General features: G+C 39.2%; 18 protein-coding genes. 12 read left to right on the top strand and 6 right to left on the bottom strand.

All coding sequences use genetic code 11. The features are described 5' to 3' along the window. Nucleotides 1–41: 41 nt before the first annotated feature. Nucleotides 42–1370 carry a DUF2254 domain-containing protein gene (locus ACFQZJ_RS12990; RefSeq protein ID WP_379935101.1) on the bottom strand — a complete coding sequence of 443 codons (1329 nt, stop codon included), beginning with the start codon at nucleotides 1368–1370 and terminating at the stop codon, nucleotides 42–44. A gap of 207 nt (nucleotides 1371–1577) precedes the next feature. Between ACFQZJ_RS12990 and ACFQZJ_RS12985 the strand changes: the two genes are divergently transcribed. The 3 genes from ACFQZJ_RS12985 (at nucleotide 1578) to ACFQZJ_RS12975 (ending at nucleotide 4203) form a co-directional block, all read left to right on the top strand. Then, nucleotides 1578–2153 (top strand): hypothetical protein, encoded by a 576-nt coding sequence (locus ACFQZJ_RS12985; RefSeq protein ID WP_379935099.1) that lies wholly within the window; start codon nucleotides 1578–1580, stop codon nucleotides 2151–2153. A gap of 96 nt (nucleotides 2154–2249) precedes the next feature. Then, the gene (locus ACFQZJ_RS12980) at nucleotides 2250–3377 is read left to right on the top strand and encodes a DNA topoisomerase IB (RefSeq protein ID WP_379935098.1); all 1128 of its coding nucleotides are present in this window, start codon (nucleotides 2250–2252) and stop codon (nucleotides 3375–3377) included. Continuing rightward, nucleotides 3328–4203: a mechanosensitive ion channel family protein gene (locus ACFQZJ_RS12975; protein WP_379935097.1), complete on the top strand. Its 876-nt coding sequence runs from the start codon at nucleotides 3328–3330 to the stop codon at nucleotides 4201–4203. Before ACFQZJ_RS12980 ends, ACFQZJ_RS12975 begins: the two co-directional genes overlap by 50 nt. 138 nt (nucleotides 4204–4341) lie before the next feature. On the opposite strand, the gene ACFQZJ_RS12970 is transcribed toward ACFQZJ_RS12975, so the two are convergent. Then, nucleotides 4342–4554, bottom strand: coding sequence for a hypervirulence associated TUDOR domain-containing protein (locus ACFQZJ_RS12970; protein ID WP_379935096.1), 213 nt, complete (start codon nucleotides 4552–4554; stop codon nucleotides 4342–4344). 303 nt (nucleotides 4555–4857) lie between these two features. Between ACFQZJ_RS12970 and ACFQZJ_RS12965 the strand changes: the two genes are divergently transcribed. The 9 genes from ACFQZJ_RS12965 to ACFQZJ_RS12925 all read left to right on the top strand — a co-directional run bounded on the left by ACFQZJ_RS12965 (nucleotide 4858) and on the right by ACFQZJ_RS12925 (nucleotide 13389). Further along, complete coding sequence (locus tag ACFQZJ_RS12965; RefSeq protein ID WP_379935095.1) at nucleotides 4858–5307, top strand: ferritin-like domain-containing protein; 450 nt, start codon at nucleotides 4858–4860, stop codon at nucleotides 5305–5307. A gap of 155 nt (nucleotides 5308–5462) precedes the next feature. After that, complete coding sequence (locus ACFQZJ_RS12960) at nucleotides 5463–6182, top strand: SOS response-associated peptidase (RefSeq protein ID WP_379935094.1); 720 nt, start codon at nucleotides 5463–5465, stop codon at nucleotides 6180–6182. A gap of 367 nt (nucleotides 6183–6549) precedes the next feature. After that, the gene (locus ACFQZJ_RS12955) at nucleotides 6550–6714 is read left to right on the top strand and encodes a DUF1328 family protein (RefSeq protein WP_379935093.1); all 165 of its coding nucleotides are present in this window, start codon (nucleotides 6550–6552) and stop codon (nucleotides 6712–6714) included. Nucleotides 6715–6740: 26 nt separating this feature from the next. Then, nucleotides 6741–6932, top strand: a complete 192-nt coding sequence (locus ACFQZJ_RS12950) for a hypothetical protein (protein ID WP_379935092.1) — start codon at nucleotides 6741–6743, stop codon at nucleotides 6930–6932. Nucleotides 6933–7020: 88 nt separating this feature from the next. Beyond that, nucleotides 7021–7377: a hypothetical protein gene (locus ACFQZJ_RS12945; protein ID WP_379935091.1), complete on the top strand. Its 357-nt coding sequence runs from the start codon at nucleotides 7021–7023 to the stop codon at nucleotides 7375–7377. Between the two features lie 595 nt (nucleotides 7378–7972). Continuing rightward, nucleotides 7973–8533: a helix-turn-helix domain-containing protein gene (locus tag ACFQZJ_RS12940; RefSeq protein WP_379935089.1), complete on the top strand. Its 561-nt coding sequence runs from the start codon at nucleotides 7973–7975 to the stop codon at nucleotides 8531–8533. Between the two features lie 15 nt (nucleotides 8534–8548). After that, on the top strand, nucleotides 8549–8995 hold the full coding sequence (locus ACFQZJ_RS12935; protein WP_379935088.1) for a response regulator: 447 nt from the start codon (nucleotides 8549–8551) through the stop codon (nucleotides 8993–8995). A 152-nt stretch (nucleotides 8996–9147) separates the two neighbouring features. Then, nucleotides 9148–11712 (top strand): PAS domain-containing sensor histidine kinase, encoded by a 2565-nt coding sequence (locus ACFQZJ_RS12930; RefSeq protein ID WP_379935087.1) that lies wholly within the window; start codon nucleotides 9148–9150, stop codon nucleotides 11710–11712. A 168-nt stretch (nucleotides 11713–11880) separates the two neighbouring features. Next, nucleotides 11881–13389 (top strand): Do family serine endopeptidase, encoded by a 1509-nt coding sequence (locus ACFQZJ_RS12925; protein WP_379935085.1) that lies wholly within the window; start codon nucleotides 11881–11883, stop codon nucleotides 13387–13389. Nucleotides 13390–13601: 212 nt separating this feature from the next. On the opposite strand, the gene ACFQZJ_RS12920 is transcribed toward ACFQZJ_RS12925, so the two are convergent. From ACFQZJ_RS12920 to ACFQZJ_RS12905, 4 genes are all read right to left on the bottom strand, one after another. Beyond that, nucleotides 13602–14009 carry a hypothetical protein gene (locus ACFQZJ_RS12920; protein WP_379935083.1) on the bottom strand — a complete coding sequence of 136 codons (408 nt, stop codon included), beginning with the start codon at nucleotides 14007–14009 and terminating at the stop codon, nucleotides 13602–13604. 152 nt (nucleotides 14010–14161) lie between these two features. After that, on the bottom strand, nucleotides 14162–15025 hold the full coding sequence (locus ACFQZJ_RS12915; protein WP_379935082.1) for a phospholipase A: 864 nt from the start codon (nucleotides 15023–15025) through the stop codon (nucleotides 14162–14164). A gap of 136 nt (nucleotides 15026–15161) precedes the next feature. Further along, nucleotides 15162–15302 (bottom strand): hypothetical protein, encoded by a 141-nt coding sequence (locus ACFQZJ_RS12910; protein WP_379935081.1) that lies wholly within the window; start codon nucleotides 15300–15302, stop codon nucleotides 15162–15164. Nucleotides 15303–15721: 419 nt separating this feature from the next. Continuing rightward, a complete protein-coding gene (locus tag ACFQZJ_RS12905; protein WP_379935079.1) occupies nucleotides 15722–17533 on the bottom strand; it encodes a glycoside hydrolase family 15 protein in 1812 nt (603 codons plus the stop codon). Nucleotides 17534–17552: the final 19 nt, after the last annotated feature.

Below are 17552 nucleotides of genomic sequence, written 5' to 3'. Positions count from 1 at the left end.
ACTTGCCAAGAGAAGAATATTTGATGGAATACATTCTAATACTACCCCAATGCCATATTGTTTGTTCTTGCATCGGCATCCTTGAATACTCGCAGGATGTGCCTTTGGTCTTTATCGTTGGTAATGTTTTCCTTGATATCATCTAACATGGCCCGTAATTCTAAATCGATGGCAATGGTATCACTATCGGAAACTCCTGAAATAGTTTTTAGATACGTTAATGAGCTAAGTAACCCTGTCATCACGGTACTATCTGTCTTGGCATAGTTACGCACGGGTTGGATTATAGTCTGCAACAGCTCTTGGCCAGCAATATTGGTCTTCATTACGACCATACCCCTTTTAATTTCATTTACCGAAGTGTACGCTGGCAAACGGAGCATTTTTCCTAGTAATGGCCCTATTTTATGGACTACATCCAGGGCAGTACCCGGGTCATTGATTCCCGGAGACATCGCCCTAACGGCAATTTCCATAAGTTTTATAAGTCCTAATAAGGGATGGTTCCCATCGTGCAGATCTTTAGAAACCGTACACGCAAACCGGAGTGCATCCTCCTGTTCTTCGGTCAGACGCTTACTTATTTTTAAAAGCGGACTACCCTCCCAGATGTGCTCGCCAGAATACGGGAGTACCACCAACTGTATATCTTCTTTCAGCAGTTCGGCATCTATCAAATCCGAATCAAAACCCTCAAAATAGCCTGTTTTTTTAGAAACAATTTCTTTAAAATCAGCATCGGCCACTACTTTTAATGGTGTTTGCTTTTGTAATTCGGTAGCCAAAAGGGTTTCCAAGGCTTTATCCGTATGGCGATAAATACGTGCAACAATGTTCTGAATCTGGATAGCACTTGAAATATTATGGATAAAAGAAACGAAGAGTGCCACACAAACCAACCCCAAAATAGCCGCGATGGTGGTCGAGGTACCTACCGTACCGTTTTCCAGTTGATATGCCCCTAAAGAAATCAATACTATAGTGCAGTATAACAACGTACCAATATAAAAACCCAAAATGAGCTGATGTCTTTTATTGGAAACGAGCCCCGGGAGTAAGCGTGGGGAAAAATTTGAAGAGGCCTGGTTCAAGACGACCATGACCATGGTAAAACTAAAAACGGTTAACGACAAGATGCCCGCTATCAAAGTAGAAAGAATTGTACGCGCCGTATTATCATCTTCAATAAATAAATACGGATTCTCTTTTTTTACATCGACAATAACGTCTAAATTTTCAAGGGCAAGCGTTCCAATGGCCAATAAAAACAAAGCTAGGCTAATAAATACGGGATAGAACGCAATGCTGCGCAGTGCTGCATGGTAGGTTTTCTTGATTATTTTCTTACTGAAAGTCAAAGGATTTTGCATGGCCGTATTTTATTCGTTAAAAATCCTACACCTATCCTTAACCGATGGCTGCAATCGCTATTTTTAATACCACAAAGGCTTTAGGAATAGCTTCCTGCAACTCGCACAAGGTTTCACGGCAATCATAAATCCGTTACAGCACCCCTTTGGCGCGTGATGCCCTTAACTTTGTTTGAAACGATTTATAAACCTTAAATAATATAAGAAATGAAAAAGCTATTATTGCTCGGCCTGTCTTTAGGTATTTTGAGCGCATGTAATATTAAAAAAGAAGAAAAAGGAGAAATGCCAGATATGGATGTCGACGTAACAGCAGATGCCGGGGAATTACCCGAATATGATGTGAATTGGGCCGATGTAAATGTGGGTACAACCACCAAAACATTGGATATTCCGAAAGTGGTAGTGGTTATGGAAGAGGAAACCGTAGAAGTACCCTTTATTGATGTGGATATGCCCGATGGCGATGAAAAAATGGAACAGACCATTATGGTAGAGGCAGAAGTAACGGATAACGAACATGAGTTGGATATCGTTGAAATTTGGGCAGCTGGAGATGCACTTTACGTAGTATCCAAGTTAGATGCAAAAGACCGGTCTATTGGTGACCAAAAGATGCGCGTATCCGACCAAGTTACCTTGAATGCACCAGAATTGGAAATCAAACATTATATCGTAGGCGCAAAACCGGATAGAATCTTCAATACACAATACGATTACTTGGATTCCATCGATGAATTAAAATCATCCGTGGACGGTTATACGGTCATTTACACCAAATAAATTCTGATTGGTTGGTTTGTTGAATAATGGCACTGGCACATAATGCTGTTAGTGCCATTTTTTTTACCCTGAATATAAAAACAACTACAATCTAAAATGGATACCTCACTATTAACAAAACTCATGACAGCACCGGAAGAGGCTATTAGCCATCTAAACCTGGTATATGTTACCGATGATAAGATGCCCATAATTCGTGAGAGAATCGGATCGGATTTCGAATATCGATTTATGGACAGGCCCTTAGAACAGCGTAAAGATGTAGCACGCATAAAGGCCCTGGTCATTCCACCAGCTTGGGAAAAAGTTAAAATAACGCATTTACCCCACGGACATTTACAAGCAACAGGGCGAGATGCCAAGCGTAGAAAACAATATCGCTATCATGAACTTTGGACCAAAATCCGTATGCAGACCAAGTTCTACAGAATGGGCATTTTTGGGAGCGCCCTGCCTCACATTAGGGAAATTGTAGACCTACATTTAGAACAGAACGAATGGACCAAAACCAAGGTCATGGCACTTGTAGTTCGTTTAATGGAAGAAACCCACATACGAATCGGTAATGAACAATACGCCAAACGCAATAAAACATACGGGCTTTCGACCCTAAGAAAACGTCACGTAGCGATAACCAAGAACGGGTTAAGGTTGAACTTCACAGGTAAAAGAGGGAAGAAACATACCGTAACCATTAGAAATCAAAAACTTGTACGTTTGGTAGGACAATGTGAGGAAATTCCCGGATGGGAACTTTTTCACTATTACGACGTATCCGGAAAGAAACAGGCCATTGATAGTAGCATGGTAAATACATACTTAAAGGAAATCGGCGGACATGATTTTACGGCAAAAGATTTTAGAACATGGGCTGCCGGAATCGTTTTCTTTAATGCACTTATGACCATGGAGGCGGCCTCGGACCAAAAAACAATTAAACAAAATATTCTTATTGCCTATGATGAAACGGCAAAAGCCTTGGGCAATACAAGAAAGGTTTGCAGAACTTCGTATGTGCATCCTTTACTCCCCATGTCTTATGAAAACGGGACTTTAGAACAGTATGCTGTCCTAGCAAAGAACGATACGGCTACTACTCCTAATTTTTCGCCTTCGGAAAGTGCGGTGCTACAATTAATATCGAATTATGAACCAAATTTTAAAATAACTAATAATGAAAATAGATGTACAAAATGCCTGGAACGAAATGATGAACCGGATTGAATCTTGGGTAGATGCCCTAGTCATCAACTTGCCCAATATTATTATCGCAATACTTGTATTCGTCATCTCCATTTTTTTATCTAAATACATAAGTAGACTAACGCTCAGACTTCTGACCAAGAGCAGCTTGCAGAAATCAATGAAAAATGTGATTGCGAAGTTGATATCGGTACTGGTTATTTTGGCAGGTATTTTTTTAATTTTGGGCATTCTGGATTTAAGCAAAACATTGAATACTATTTTGGCCGGGGCGGGAGTCGCAGGTTTAGCTGTAGGTTTGGCCTTACAGGGTGCTTTGGCCAACACGTATTCGGGTATCGTTTTATCGTATATCAAACAAATTCAGTTTGGCGATTGGATACAAAGCAACGACTATGAGGGAGAGGTGGTTGATCTAGACCTTAGGGCCGTCACCATTAAACAACCGGATAACAATTTGGTATACATCCCAAATAAACTGGTCTTGGAAAATCCTATTAAAAACTTTTCTACCACCGCACAATCAAGGGTTATTCTAAGCTGTGGCGTAGGCTATTCTTCCGATCTGGAATTTGTACGCGAATTAGTCAATAAAACTATTGTAGAAAATTTCAAACCGGTAGAAACGGCCGACGATGTGATTTTTCTGTACACTGAATTCGGTGACAGCTCTATTAATTTCGAAGTCCGTTTTTGGATCGATTCTACCTCTGCTTTAGAAGTGTTAAAAGCAAAGACCGAGGCGGTCATTGCCATTAAAAAGGCCTTTGATGCCAATGATATCAATATCCCCTTCCCTATTCGCACCTTGGATTTCCCAAAGAATGTTCACGTAAGTACCAATTAAATTGAAGTTGGATATTTCTCCTACCTCGGAATGAAACAAAACAACAAAAGTTCAAAACAAGCGTGACCTGAAATATAATAAAACAAAAAAGAGCCGCCCGTTTGGGCGGCTCTTTCCTTTGGTATTGCGTCCTAATGGTTAGTGGACCCGCTCTACCTCATCTTCACTTTTCAAGACATGATCACCGTCTTCTTGTTCAATAAACAGTGCCTTGTTTCCTTCTTCTCCATTTCTGGTTACTTGGCTTCCTTTTATGGTTTTGGCAACTTTTGAGGTATAGGTTTCCTGGACTTTCCCTTTTGTCGTACCACTTCCCCAATTCCATTTTACTTGCGTTCCTTTTTGTATCATATTATTGTTTTATAGGTTTTGAACTGCTATTGTTCCCATTTCCAGATGGTGAAACGATTATTAAGCAGATACATGAACCCTGTTTTTAAATTTGACCTTAAAATCGTAATTCCATATAAAGAAACGGACTGCATCCATCTAAAAAATAACCGTTTCAAGGTACACGATTCAATGAATCAAACGCGTTAGCAATTAAATGTTTTGCATCAAACCTTGGCGTATACTACTGGTATCTTCGTATTGGATGTTAAACGAAACGCATCTTAAAAAAAGTTTTCAATCATTAAAAACTATACACATATTATGGAGACATACACAGAAACCGTAGGAAACAAATTGAACGATATTTTAGAAAAAACATACGATGCCGAAAAAGGATATGAGAAAGCGGCTGAAAATACGGACAATGTAAACCTGAAAAATTTCTTTACAAGAAAAAAACAGCAACGCTATGATTTTGGCCATGAACTGAAGACCGAAATCAAACAATTTGGCGAAGAAGTAGATAAAGGAGGAAGTGTAACCGGAGCTATGCACAGAGCATGGATGGATACTAAAGCATTTTTCTCCGGTGACAATGCAGAGGCCATGTTGGAAGAATCTATACGGGGAGAAAAAGCAGCCGTGGAAGAATATCAAGATGTATTAAAGGATACCGCCTTGCCAGCAAGTACCGCAACCTTGCTGAGTCAGCAAATGAACAAAATCAATACCGATTTAAATCAAATTAAGCGATTGGAAGACTTAAGATAATCATCGTTATCTAAACTAAGTAAAGGGATGCTGTATAAGTATCCCTTTTTTATTACAGAGAAAAAGGAATGTATTTACAGCTTTATGGGAAGAAGCAAGAATTAATTGGATTCAGCTAAGCCAAAGTGAACAACAGTTTAAATTTAAAGAAAAAGATGTATTACAAATTTTCAAATACGGCCAGCAAATCGATTTTGAAAAAAACATTGGGTCGCACATTCAAATATCCAGATTTGTATCAAAAAAAAGTAATTGTTAACGGATTTGAGGAAGAGGTCATCCCAATTGTTTCTATGGCGGAGAGCGAACTCATTACGCCTGCCATTTGGGGTATTTTACCGGAAGGCTATCAAGAAGATTGGAGTGTTTTTCAAAATATTTGTAATACACTGAACGTTCCACTGGAATCTATGGATTCAAATTTATGGTATGCCAAATCACTGCTGGCAAGAAGATGTTTGATTCCTGTTACCGGTTTCTTTACGTCCTACCTTTCCAATGGTGTTGTATATCCGTTTTACGTTACCAGAACTACCGGACTACCCTTTTGTCTTGCAGGAATATACACCGTTTTGGAAGATGGGTTTGTAAGCTGTGCCATCATCACGTGCAGTGCAAACGAAGTAATTCGCAAGGTTCATAATCTTGGTCAACAAATGCCCATGGTCTTAAATGAACAGCTGCATTCCGCATGGTTACAAGAAAACGTGGAAATGGATGAAATAAAAGAAATCATAAACGCCCCACACGATTACAAGATGATATCCTACCCAATAGCGCGCGCATTTTACAACAATAATATTTCTTATGACTCTATGCTAGAACCTGTATATTATGATAACATTCCTACAGGTATCCTAAAATATAAATCATAGTAACGGAATAAAAAATTTCTTAAAACCGACCCTACCGGAGGCAAGCCATAGGGGTATTACGCCCCCCGATAGCTATCGGGGTCATTTTGGCTGAAGGAGCCAACAACCATCGCGAACGGTCGGGATTATATTTTTCCTCACCTAGAACTACCGAAAAGGCAGTGCTGACCTTGTGCATTCCTCTCCCTACGGTCGTCGGATGCAAGAGGAGAGGTAAATAGGAAACGTTTGGGCTGAAGCCGTCGGGGAGTTTTTTCGATTAAAAAACAAAGTGATTGCGATAATCCTACTCCCAGGAAATAGACATCTTTGTGTATAGTTGATTGATAAAGCATCAACACAACTTTAACCTTAAAACAATCATATTATGTTACGTTGGACAATTACATTTATCATATTGGCGATTATTGCCGGAATTTTTGGATTCGGGGGTATCGCAGCAGGAGCAGCAAGTATAGCTAAAGTACTATTCTTTATCTTTTTGGTCTTGTTCGTTATTTCACTGATCAGGGGAAATACAAGCAAAGTATAGCAACAAATCAATCTAAAACAACAACAATGAAAAAATCTATATTATATCTATTGTTTGCATTCGTGATTACGCTCTCCTTCTCCTCTTTACAGAGTTGTAGGGAAGACAAATCTACCGCCGAAAAGTTAGAGGAAGGCGTAGAAGAAGTAGGAGACGATATTGAAGAAGGCGCGGAAGAAATTGAAGATGAAATAGACGACGCTACGGACGATAACTAAAAACGTTAGTTTGGTTGATGGACACGAACGGGTTGTTTCCTCTTAGGAATACAACTCGTTCATTTTTTAAACTAAAAAAATCAATACCATGAAAAAAAGCGATTTAAAAAGCGAGAAAGATTACATTACCCTATACCAAGAAAAAGGATTTACCAATAACTACCGAATGGCTGGAGATATGTTAGTGGAATCGGAGACAAAAATGAAATACAACCCTATGGATGTGCATATTGTTGCGGAACATCGGTTTGAGGGTGTCAGCAACCCTTCGGATATGTCCATTTTATATGTGGTAAAAACAAAGGATGACAGCAAAGGCACTGTTTTAGCAAATTATAGTCCCGCCAGCGATACAAGCACGGCAGAATTTTTTAATGCCGTACCCAAAGAAAATATATCGCAATCGGCGAATATATTGGAAATCGAGAATCGATCAGGACGCTAGCGATAGTGGTATTGCACTGGTTTCATTTTGGCTAAAGGAGCCAAAAACCATCCCGAACGGTCTTTATATTTATCCTCTCCCACACCAACATACTGAGCCAAAAAGTTAGTGCCGATCTCACTCAAAGATAGGTAAATAGGAAACCCAGCGGCACAAGACATCAGGAAATTATTTGGATTTGAACGAAATAATGGATACAACAAAAGCCTTGGCATCCCATTTCGCACCTTCTAAAACGTGCTTGTAATGGCCTTTTTTCAATTTTGATTGGAAGCAGAACCTATTCCCAATATGGAAAGTAACAAGGTAAGAATAGTTGCCGATGCCAAGACCATGGTTTAGCATTAGGTGATTTAGCCGTTTATCGAACTCCGAATTAGCACTTTGGACCCGACCCCGCTTAATCTATCCTATGAAATGGTACCCATTGAAATACCTTTGCCAATTAAAGCTGTTTTGATATAGGTACTAAGTTTCATGTTATTTTGTTTTCGGTTACCTTAGCCTGCTCAAAATAATCCCGTTTTTACGGGTAGCGTATTTACCCTTAAATCATTTTGGAAGTAAGTAATACCTCATAAATTACATCTTGGCCATGATATTGAATATTAAATTCGATTATACTTTTATCTGTAAAGCAATTTTAAAGGAGCAATTGGATGCTTTGAATTTGTCATATACTTTGAAGACTATGGGAGAAATCGAGTTTATGAAAAAACCGACCCCCGAACAAAAAGAACAACTTAGTCTTGCATTGAACAAATATGGCATTGAGATATTGGAAGACCCACAGTATGTGCTAGTTCAGCGAATCAAAGACGAGATAACGCTGCTTCTCAACGATCCCGACGCATCTAGAAAGTATACCGTATCTAACTACCTATCGGAAAAATTAGAGTATTCGTATTCCCATTTATCTACTGTATTTTCGGAAACTACGCACTCCTCTATAGAAAACTTTATCATTCTTAAAAAAATAGATGTTGCCAAGCATCTGATTATTCATAAAAACCTTACCTTGACAGAAATTGCGTACAGGTTAAATTACAGCAGTGTTGCACATTTATCCTCGCAGTTTAAAAAAACAACCGGTCTTACACCCTCGGCATTTCAACGCATCATCAAAAAGCGAAAAGCTAAGGGAAATATGGTTTAATTTTTGCTATTAAAAATGGCTTTGACTGTTATGAATATTGTGTTAGCGGACGATGATGCAGATGATCGCATGCTTTTTGAGGAGGCTATCGAAGAAATCGAGATAAGGACCACCCTGTCTTTGTTCCAAGATGGAAAACAATTGATGGATTACCTCTTGTCCCCAAACGTAATACTTCCAGAAATCATTTTTCTAGATTTGAACATGCCCATAAAAGATGGGATGCAATGTTTAACGGAAATACGGAAAAACGCAACCTTAAGACATTTATGCGTAGCCATCTACTCTACCTCCTCATCTGAACAGGATATAGAGGAAACCTTCGTCAACGGAGCTAATATCTACATCAACAAACCAAATACCTATGGCGCATTAAAAAAGGTCATTAAAAAAGTACTGCAGCTAAACTGGCAATACCATACCTCTGCGCTGAATAGGGATAATTTTCTACTTCGCCTATAGTTGCTTAATTGGTACGTTTACCTAAGAGCTTGGATGGTGCTCAATCGCTAGATAGTTTAACGCAATCCGTTAAACACGAAAAGAAAAGGATACCATCAGCAATACTTTCAGTACATTAGCTATAAGTTTACAGCAACAAAACTTCTGGAATATTGGTTAAACCTTCCAAAATATTTATTGTTTTATTAATACTCGCCGTAGCCCTGCTCGCTTTCATAGGAAGCAGTAGTTATAAGCAAATACAGAAATTACGGGAGTCTTCCGAAATGGTGGCGCAAACCCTTAGGCTAGAGACCGAAATCAACCGACTTTTCTCGCATTATGCAATGATGCAGTCTACCGTTTTTGAAAATAAACTAGGCAGAACAACACTCAAAAAAAGCAGATTACAGATGCATAAAGACAGCGTTTCCAAAATTTTGGAACGTGTACGATTGCTTACTGCCAACAAAAAGGAACAACTACAAAACGTCGAAAAGGTGGTATCGGTCCAAGAAGAATTCTACTTTAATATTGGCCAATACACAGCTAAGGGTACCAGTACGGAAGAGCAAAATTTGCACCTAGATATGATGGTATCAAAAATGGCCGAGTTGGATACCATTAAATCCGCCATGTTAGCGTTTGAAGAAAACCTTTTGAAGGAACGAAAAGCGGAGTACCAAGAATCGCGCTACTTTACTCCTTTAATGACCCTGTTGTTAGGTATGTTCGCCTTATCCATCTTCCTTTTTACTTTTTTAAGAATAAACGCGGAACGCAAGCGAACCAAGGCGTCCAATGCTTTTGTTCAAAATGTACTTAAGAGCACTTCAAACGTAGTGAGCCATTTTGAGCCCGTCATTGATGATGAAAACAACATTATCGATTTTAAGTTTTTATATACCAATGAGCACGTAGAAACGGTTACCGGAAACTCACAAAATAGCGTTATTGGTTCTAATTTGACGGATACGTACCCCATTGTCCGCGACAACGGCCTATTGGAACTTATGAAGAAATGTTTGCAAACAGGCAAAACACAGCAACATGAATATGAATACGAATTCAACGGTAAAAAAATATGGCTTGTAAATACGGTAAATAAACTGGGCAACGGGGTAACCAACACCGCTCGTGATAACACCAAAGAAAAGAATGCAGAGGAAAAACTAAAATCATTGAACCAACGCTTGGAGCAACAAAACATATTATTGTTAGACGGAAGGGCTTTTTTAAACAATATATTTAAGAGCACCTCTAACATTGTAATGAATTTGGCATCCGTTCGTAATGCCAAGCACGAAATCGTAGATTTTGAAATTCTTTTCATGAACGATGCCATCAATGATATTACCGGCGATATACCCGAAGAAATAAAAAATAAAAAAGCCTCGGATATATTTCCCACTATATTCACCTCGGGAGTTTTTGAAAAGTTAACTACCTGCATCAATGAAGACAAACAGGTTAGTTATGAAACGGCCTACGATAAGGACGGAGAAACCTTGTGGTTCCAGGCTACCGCAATTAAACTAAACGATGGTGTTACCGTAACCACCCGAGAAATTACAGCTGATAAAAGAAAAGCCCGTGAACTCATTTCCCTAAACGAGGAGCTGGAAATTCAAAATTCTATCCTCAGTGAGGCCGAACGCCTGGCAAAAGTGGGTAGTTACCATTGGGATCTAACCACACAACGATCAGAACTTTCCGATAATTTTTACCGTATTCTAGAATGCGAACCGCAAGAGTTCAAAGCCTCTTTTGAAAATTTTAAATCCTTTATACATCCAGATGATCTGGAAGAATATATCCAACAGGGCAAAGTGTCCATAAAAGAGAAAAAACCTAGGACCTACACCTATCGCATCATCACGAAAAACAATAAAATAAAACACTTAAGAACTACGGGGCATTTTGAGGAACGGGACGGAAAAGAAATCATTGTGGGTGTTGTGCAAGATGTAACCCAAGAAATAAAGGCCGATCAAAGATTACGCAATAAAAACATCGATTTACAACGTTCCAATGCAGAACTGGAATCGTTCAACCGGGTCGCTAGCCATGATCTACAAGAACCAATGCGGAAGATTCAAATGTTTATATCGCGTATTTCCGATAAAGAGCTCGACCAACTCTCTGAAAAGGGAAAAACCTATTTCGAAAAAATAAACAGTTCTGCCAATCGAATGCAAAGCCTGATCAAATATTTGCTAGCCTATTCGAGAATCAACAAAACCAAAAAAGATTTTGTTCCGGTTTCCTTAAACGAAACGGTTGACAAGGTTTTGGAGGATTTAGAAGAACGGATACAAGAATCAAACGTAGAGATAACCGTTGACACCTTACCTACCCTTAAGGCCGTTCCCTTTCAAATGGAACAACTGTTCAACAACCTAATCTCAAACGCTATCAAATATCGTGGCACCGCAGAAAAGTCGAAAATCATCATAGATTGCAAGAAAATACCCCGTTCCAAAATAACGGATAACTTTAACAAAAAGCGTAAAAATTACTATCGCCTAAGCGTAATAGACAACGGTATTGGCTTTGATCAAGAAAATGCCGAACAGATTTTTGGTCTATTTGAACGCCTGCACCAACGCAATGAATATTCCGGCACCGGAATAGGGCTGGCCATTTGTAAGAAAATAGCGGAAAACCATAGTGGGCACATCGTCGCAGAAAGTGAAAAGGGCAAGGGATCTACGTTCTGTGTATATCTGCCTGCATAGACCAAATCGCCGTAACACATCCCACTAAACTGCTGCATAAACTTTAATTTTCGTTTTCACAAAACATTAAGTTTATTTAAGAAAATACTCACATTTCTTGGCACAAGGTTTGCCTTACAGGGTAGCGATATAACCCGTTATCATTAAATTTTAAAAAATAAACTATACATGAAAAAAGAGAATACAAACAAAACGTATGTTGTTTCCGCCCTTATTGCACTAGCCGTGAGTGTTGGTGTACTAGGAGGTCAGAAATACCTACTAGATGAAAAACAAAATACCGTTACCTTAAACAAGGTCGATGGCTTAAACGCACAACAGGTGCTTTACACGGCAGACAAAGAGGGCAACATAACCCCGCTGGATTTTACCGACACCTCTAAAAAAGTTCTGGATGCCGTGGTGCATATCAAGGCAACACAGGCAGCCCCCGAGTTGGCACAAGGGGCTCCAGGAAATATACCAGATCCGTTCAAACAATTTTTTGGCGACCGTTTTCACATGCCGGAAGGTGGAATGCGGCAAGGACCCAGAATGGGTACCGGATCCGGTGTTATTATAAACGACAAGGGGTATATCATTACAAATAACCATGTCATTGAGAATGCCCAGGAACTAGAAGTAACGCTGCATAATAACGAAAGCTATAAGGCTACCGTTGTTGGTATAGACCCGACCACAGACCTAGCCTTGTTAAAGATAACCGCCAATAACCTAAAGTCGGTTTCGCTGGTAAACTCGGACGATGTTGAGGTTGGGGAATGGGTGCTGGCCATTGGAAATCCATTTAGCTTGACCTCTACGGTTACGGCAGGAATTGTAAGTGCAAAAGCCAGAAACATCAATATTAATAAAGATCAATTTGCCGTCGAAAGCTTTATCCAAACAGATGCCGCTATCAACCCCGGAAACAGTGGTGGTGCATTGGTGAATTTAAACGGTGACCTTATCGGCATAAACACGGCGATCGCCAGCCGTACCGGAAGCTATAGTGGTTACGGATTTGCGGTACCCAGTAACATCGTTACCAAAGTAATTGAAGACTTATTGGAATATGGTTCCGTACAACGTGGTATGCTTGGGGTGAGTATCATTACCATGGACGGTGCCATGGCAAAAGAAAAAGGAATGGACTTTGTTAAGGGTGTTTGGATACAGAACGTTGGCGAAGATTCGGCCGCGGACAAGTCTGGCATAAAAGCAGGGGACATACTTACCAAGGTAGAAGACAACAAGGTAACCACTTCGCCTAGGCTACAAGAAATCATCGCCCAATATAGACCAGGAGATGCGGTGAACGTAACCGTAAACCGAAACGGTAAGGAAAAGACTTTTGAAGTAATCCTTGAAAACTCACAAGGCACTACCGCTATGATCAAAAAGGAAAAGAAACCTGTGATGAACATCTTGGGCGCCGATTTTAAGACCTTGGATGCGGAAAAAGCCAAAGCCCTGAAAATTGATGGCGGTGTGCAGGTAGTTAACCTCTACGCAGGAAAGTTGCTACAAAACACGCAAATAAAAACCGGATTCATCATTACCCATGTAGATGGCGCAAAAGTGACGGATGTCAAAGAACTAATTTCCCTATTGGAAGATAAAAAAGGAGGGATTTTACTGGAAGGAATTTATGAAAATATGCCCGGTAAAAAATATTACGCCCTAGGCATGGAATAGGTTTTAGGTTGGTTGTTTATTTAATTTGGAGCCCTGTAAAAGTTTATAGGGCTCTATTTTGTTAGATTGAATACTACATTTTTGTTCAAAAATACGCTTGTAAGTAAAAACATATTTCCTCTATTTTGCCAGTACTTTATAATGGAGGCATGAGGAGGTGAACAAGTATTTACGTAACGCTTTTATTACACAACCTCTTTAAAACAGAAGGATTACGATACACTACTTTTCATCTTCCCGTAAAACACGTAAAAAAAGAAAATAGAGAACAGCAAATCATTAATTCCGTAGATGGAATAAAATAAACCTGCCATTAGATCCTGTTCGAATACCTTAGAGAGTGAGTTTTTCAACATCCACGTAATCCACACATAACCATATACCAACTTTTCAATGGCGAATACCAAGACTAGCCATTTTACTTTTTGGTAAGATGTAGCTACCGCTATATACGCCAGTCCCCAAAGAACAATCATTAAAATACCAAAGTTGGACATTACATCAGGGTCCAACGCGTTAATTGTCGAATTTGTAAAAAACCTTGAAAAAACTAAAACCGTAAGGTTCATTAGGCCTGCAAGAATAAAGCCTTGGGAAATTTTTGATTTATTTAATATCATAGTTGCTATTTTAACTAGTTTACTCTTCATCCCACAGATAATCTAACATCTGAACGGTTTAATCCAAAAGCTTTAAATAAACCAATCTTCTTTACATGACACCATGCTTTCAAATCCTTCTTAACATCGTATCACTTTTAGACATGTATTTCTTAGTTTTTTGATTTTAAGAAATCCAGTTCAATTGTCTTTATCACATAGCCAAAGCGTACCATAGAGGTAAAACGTTCATAATTTATGAGGTTTTCCGTGTGGCCGGCAAACCACTCCAGCATAAAATATTGGTTGCCTTTGTTCTTAAAGGGACGGTAATACAAACGTGTTCTAACCATACCTCTTGTATCCCACTGTAAGCCCTTTCTTAGTTTAATTTCAAAACTAAACCTGTTAGGGATAAAATCATAGGAAAGTCTCAGTTCTCCAAGGCCAACATAATCCAACAAATCTGGATTTCCATTCTTATAACCAAAGGGAACCCATCCCTTTACACTTAAAACTGTTTTGGAACCAATAGCCGTGTGGTATCCAATACTAAATCTATTCCAAGTTCTAGAAAAAATACTGTCCCTTCCATTGGACTCATGTTCAAAATTAAACGTCCCTATACCTTTCAACTCATCATTCTTGTCAAAAAATGCCCTTCCTACCCCAACGGTTGGATGAAAATTAATCTCTTTAAAAGGATATGATTCTTGATAAATATCCCAAAATGCTTTTTGGGTATACGTGAGGTATGCATACGAATCCCACGGTAAGGTATTTCTGCTTATTATTTGTTTAAAACTGATTTGATATTTGGCATTCGCGGTTCTGCTATTTACCGCCATATTGGTAGGCACCCCAGTAATAAAATAATTGTCTTCATGAATGGTGAATGCCGGTATACGCTGCATCGTATCCTTGAACTCTGTCCGGTTGATTCTCTGCGCCTGTAATTGACAACAAAATAAAAAGAATACCATGAATTTAAACAGTATGCCATGTGTACTTGTAGATTTATGCGTTTTGGTCTTCATAAGTTCTTGATAATTTCAATTAACATAGACATCGTTCTAAAATGAAATAATCACTTTTCCCTTTGCCCGTCCCTGAGCAAATATTCAAAAGCATTTATCGCATCTTCATTGGAATGGATAAAATTGGGTATAAGCATTATATCCCATTTCCTGCCATTATGGCCGCAGCCCGTAACTGTTCTGCATTGGATTGCATCCACGTCAATTTATAGCGTGCTGACTTTTCTTCAACTCTTTTCAACAACTTTTCGGGTAAATTATAGTTGTTCGTTCCCATTTCGTTTAGGGTTTCCAGATCTGGTAAACCTACAATGGCAGTAACACCTCCTCCAACTTTAATAATCTCGAATCCTCGAGGATGTCTTCCTTTCCCGGAGTATCAAAGACAATATTCAGGTAATTTGGGTTAGATTGGTAATCCTCTTCTTTTTAATCCTATACACGGTCTGCTCACAAAAATTTGATGCAATTACCTATTCCTTTACATCTACTTGTTTTCATTTTGTTCAAATTTTAACGCGATGCTTTCCTAATGGCCAATCCTCAAATTTTCTGTACAACAACATAGACTTGGATCGTTTCTATCATCAAAGAAAAAGTGGTAACACCGTCCAAGAAACCAAGTGTAACTGCCACACTTACTTTAGTGCCGTTTACCTCGCTTCCAACATATTTTATTCCATATACCCAGACCTTTTACTTTTCTGCGCTACTCATAGCTCTGGCTACCATTTCTTCTTCCGTTTTTTCAGAAAAGTTAGTTGCACATTCTATGAGCGCCAAATGTGAGTAACCTTGTGGAAAATTCCCAAGCAAACGTTTACTTTCAAAATCGATATCCTCACTAAACAAGCCCAAATGGTTCCCATATTCCAATACCTGCCCAAAATGCTTTAAGGCTTTTTCTTTTTCCCCGATCTGATATAAACTGTTAATAAACCAAAAGGTACAAATAGTAAAAGAGGAGTTTGGCAAGCCAAAATCATCTTCGTTCTTGTAACGATATAACAATCCTTCGTTACACAATTCTTTTTCAATAGCGTGGACCGTACCAATAAATTTGGGATCTTTCGCATCTATAAATCCGTAGGATTCCATAAGAAGTACGGAGGCATCCATAGCATCTGAACTATAGGATTGGGTAAAAGCCCGCTTATCTTCGTTCCATGCGTTCTCATGGATGTCTGCTTTAATTTTCTTCTCCAATGGTTTCCACTTTCCTATTTTATGTTGTTTCTGCAACAGCTCGGCCACTTTAATGGCACGATCTATAGCGGTCCAACACAGCACTTTCGAAAACGTAAAATGGCGGTCTTCCGACCTAAATTCCCAAATACCTTTATCTGCCTCCTGCCAGTGTTGTTCAACGATCCAAACAATACCTTTGGTAATGCCCCATAATTCCTCAGTGGTTTCCATTTCGATAGGGAATTGTAGCACCAGATTGTAAATCACATCCATTAAAATACCGTACATATCGTTTTGCACTTGTTCATAAGCTGCATTTCCTATACGTACCGGTTGTGAATTTTTATAACCTGATAAATGGTCCAGCGTTTCCTCGGTCAGTTTTTTCTCCCTACGGATGCCGTACATGATCTGCAGTTTCTCATCCTTGTCGGGAATCAAATCAATTATAAAATTGAGATATCTTTTAGCAATATTCTTGTGTCCCAGCTCGGAAACTACTTTTACCATCATGGAGGCATCACGGATCCAACAAAAACGGTAATCCCAATTTCGCTCTTCGCCAATGGCCTCGGGTAGGGACGTAGTAGCTGCGGCCAAAACGGCCCCGGTCTTATCAAAACTCAATAGTTTTAGGGTGAGTGCACTGCGCTTTATCTCTGCATCGAATTTAGTGTAAGAGGTTGTCCTGTTAGACCAATCCAACCAGTATATACGGGTTCTATCCAATTCTAATAACACACGTTCTACAGAGGGTTTTAATATTTTCTCGTTATAGCCAAGTAAAAAATATCCGTCTTCTTCCAGGGTAATTTCTTGGGCGTGCACCACTTTTTCTTTATCAAAAGAAGTATAAAGGAAAACCGTATCGAACTTAATTTCCTTGGTAAGACTGGCCACAAAGTCTTTTTTGATGTAGGTTTTTGTCTCCCCTCGTGCATATTCCAGTTTGGGCTCGTAGTGTACCCTAAATTTTGGTGCTCCAGAAATTAACTTCACGAACCTAATAATCTCTGGCGGTGTATGATGTTCGTTGTTTTTTAGCGGATACCTGGGCATAAAATCATAGACTTCAAAACAATCGGCTTCAGCAGTAAAGACTGTTACCAGAATACAGGTATTTTTCTCATACCGTTGTTCTATCGTATAAGCATCGTCTACTTGAAAGCCAAAACTGCCACCTATTTTGGAATCCAATAATTTGGCAAAAATAGACGCAGCATCAAACTCGGGCAAACAACACCAATCTATACTCCCAGTTTTTGACACCAGAGCAGCACTCTTACAATTTCCGACAATTCCATAATCCAAGTTATCCATAGTGTAAACATTAGGTCGT

The organism is Maribacter chungangensis, from assembly GCF_042676845.1.
Lineage (GTDB): Bacteria > Bacteroidota > Bacteroidia > Flavobacteriales > Flavobacteriaceae > Maribacter > Maribacter chungangensis.
Note: the sequence above shows the minus strand (reverse complement) of the source record. Positions and strands in the feature narration are given on the sequence as shown.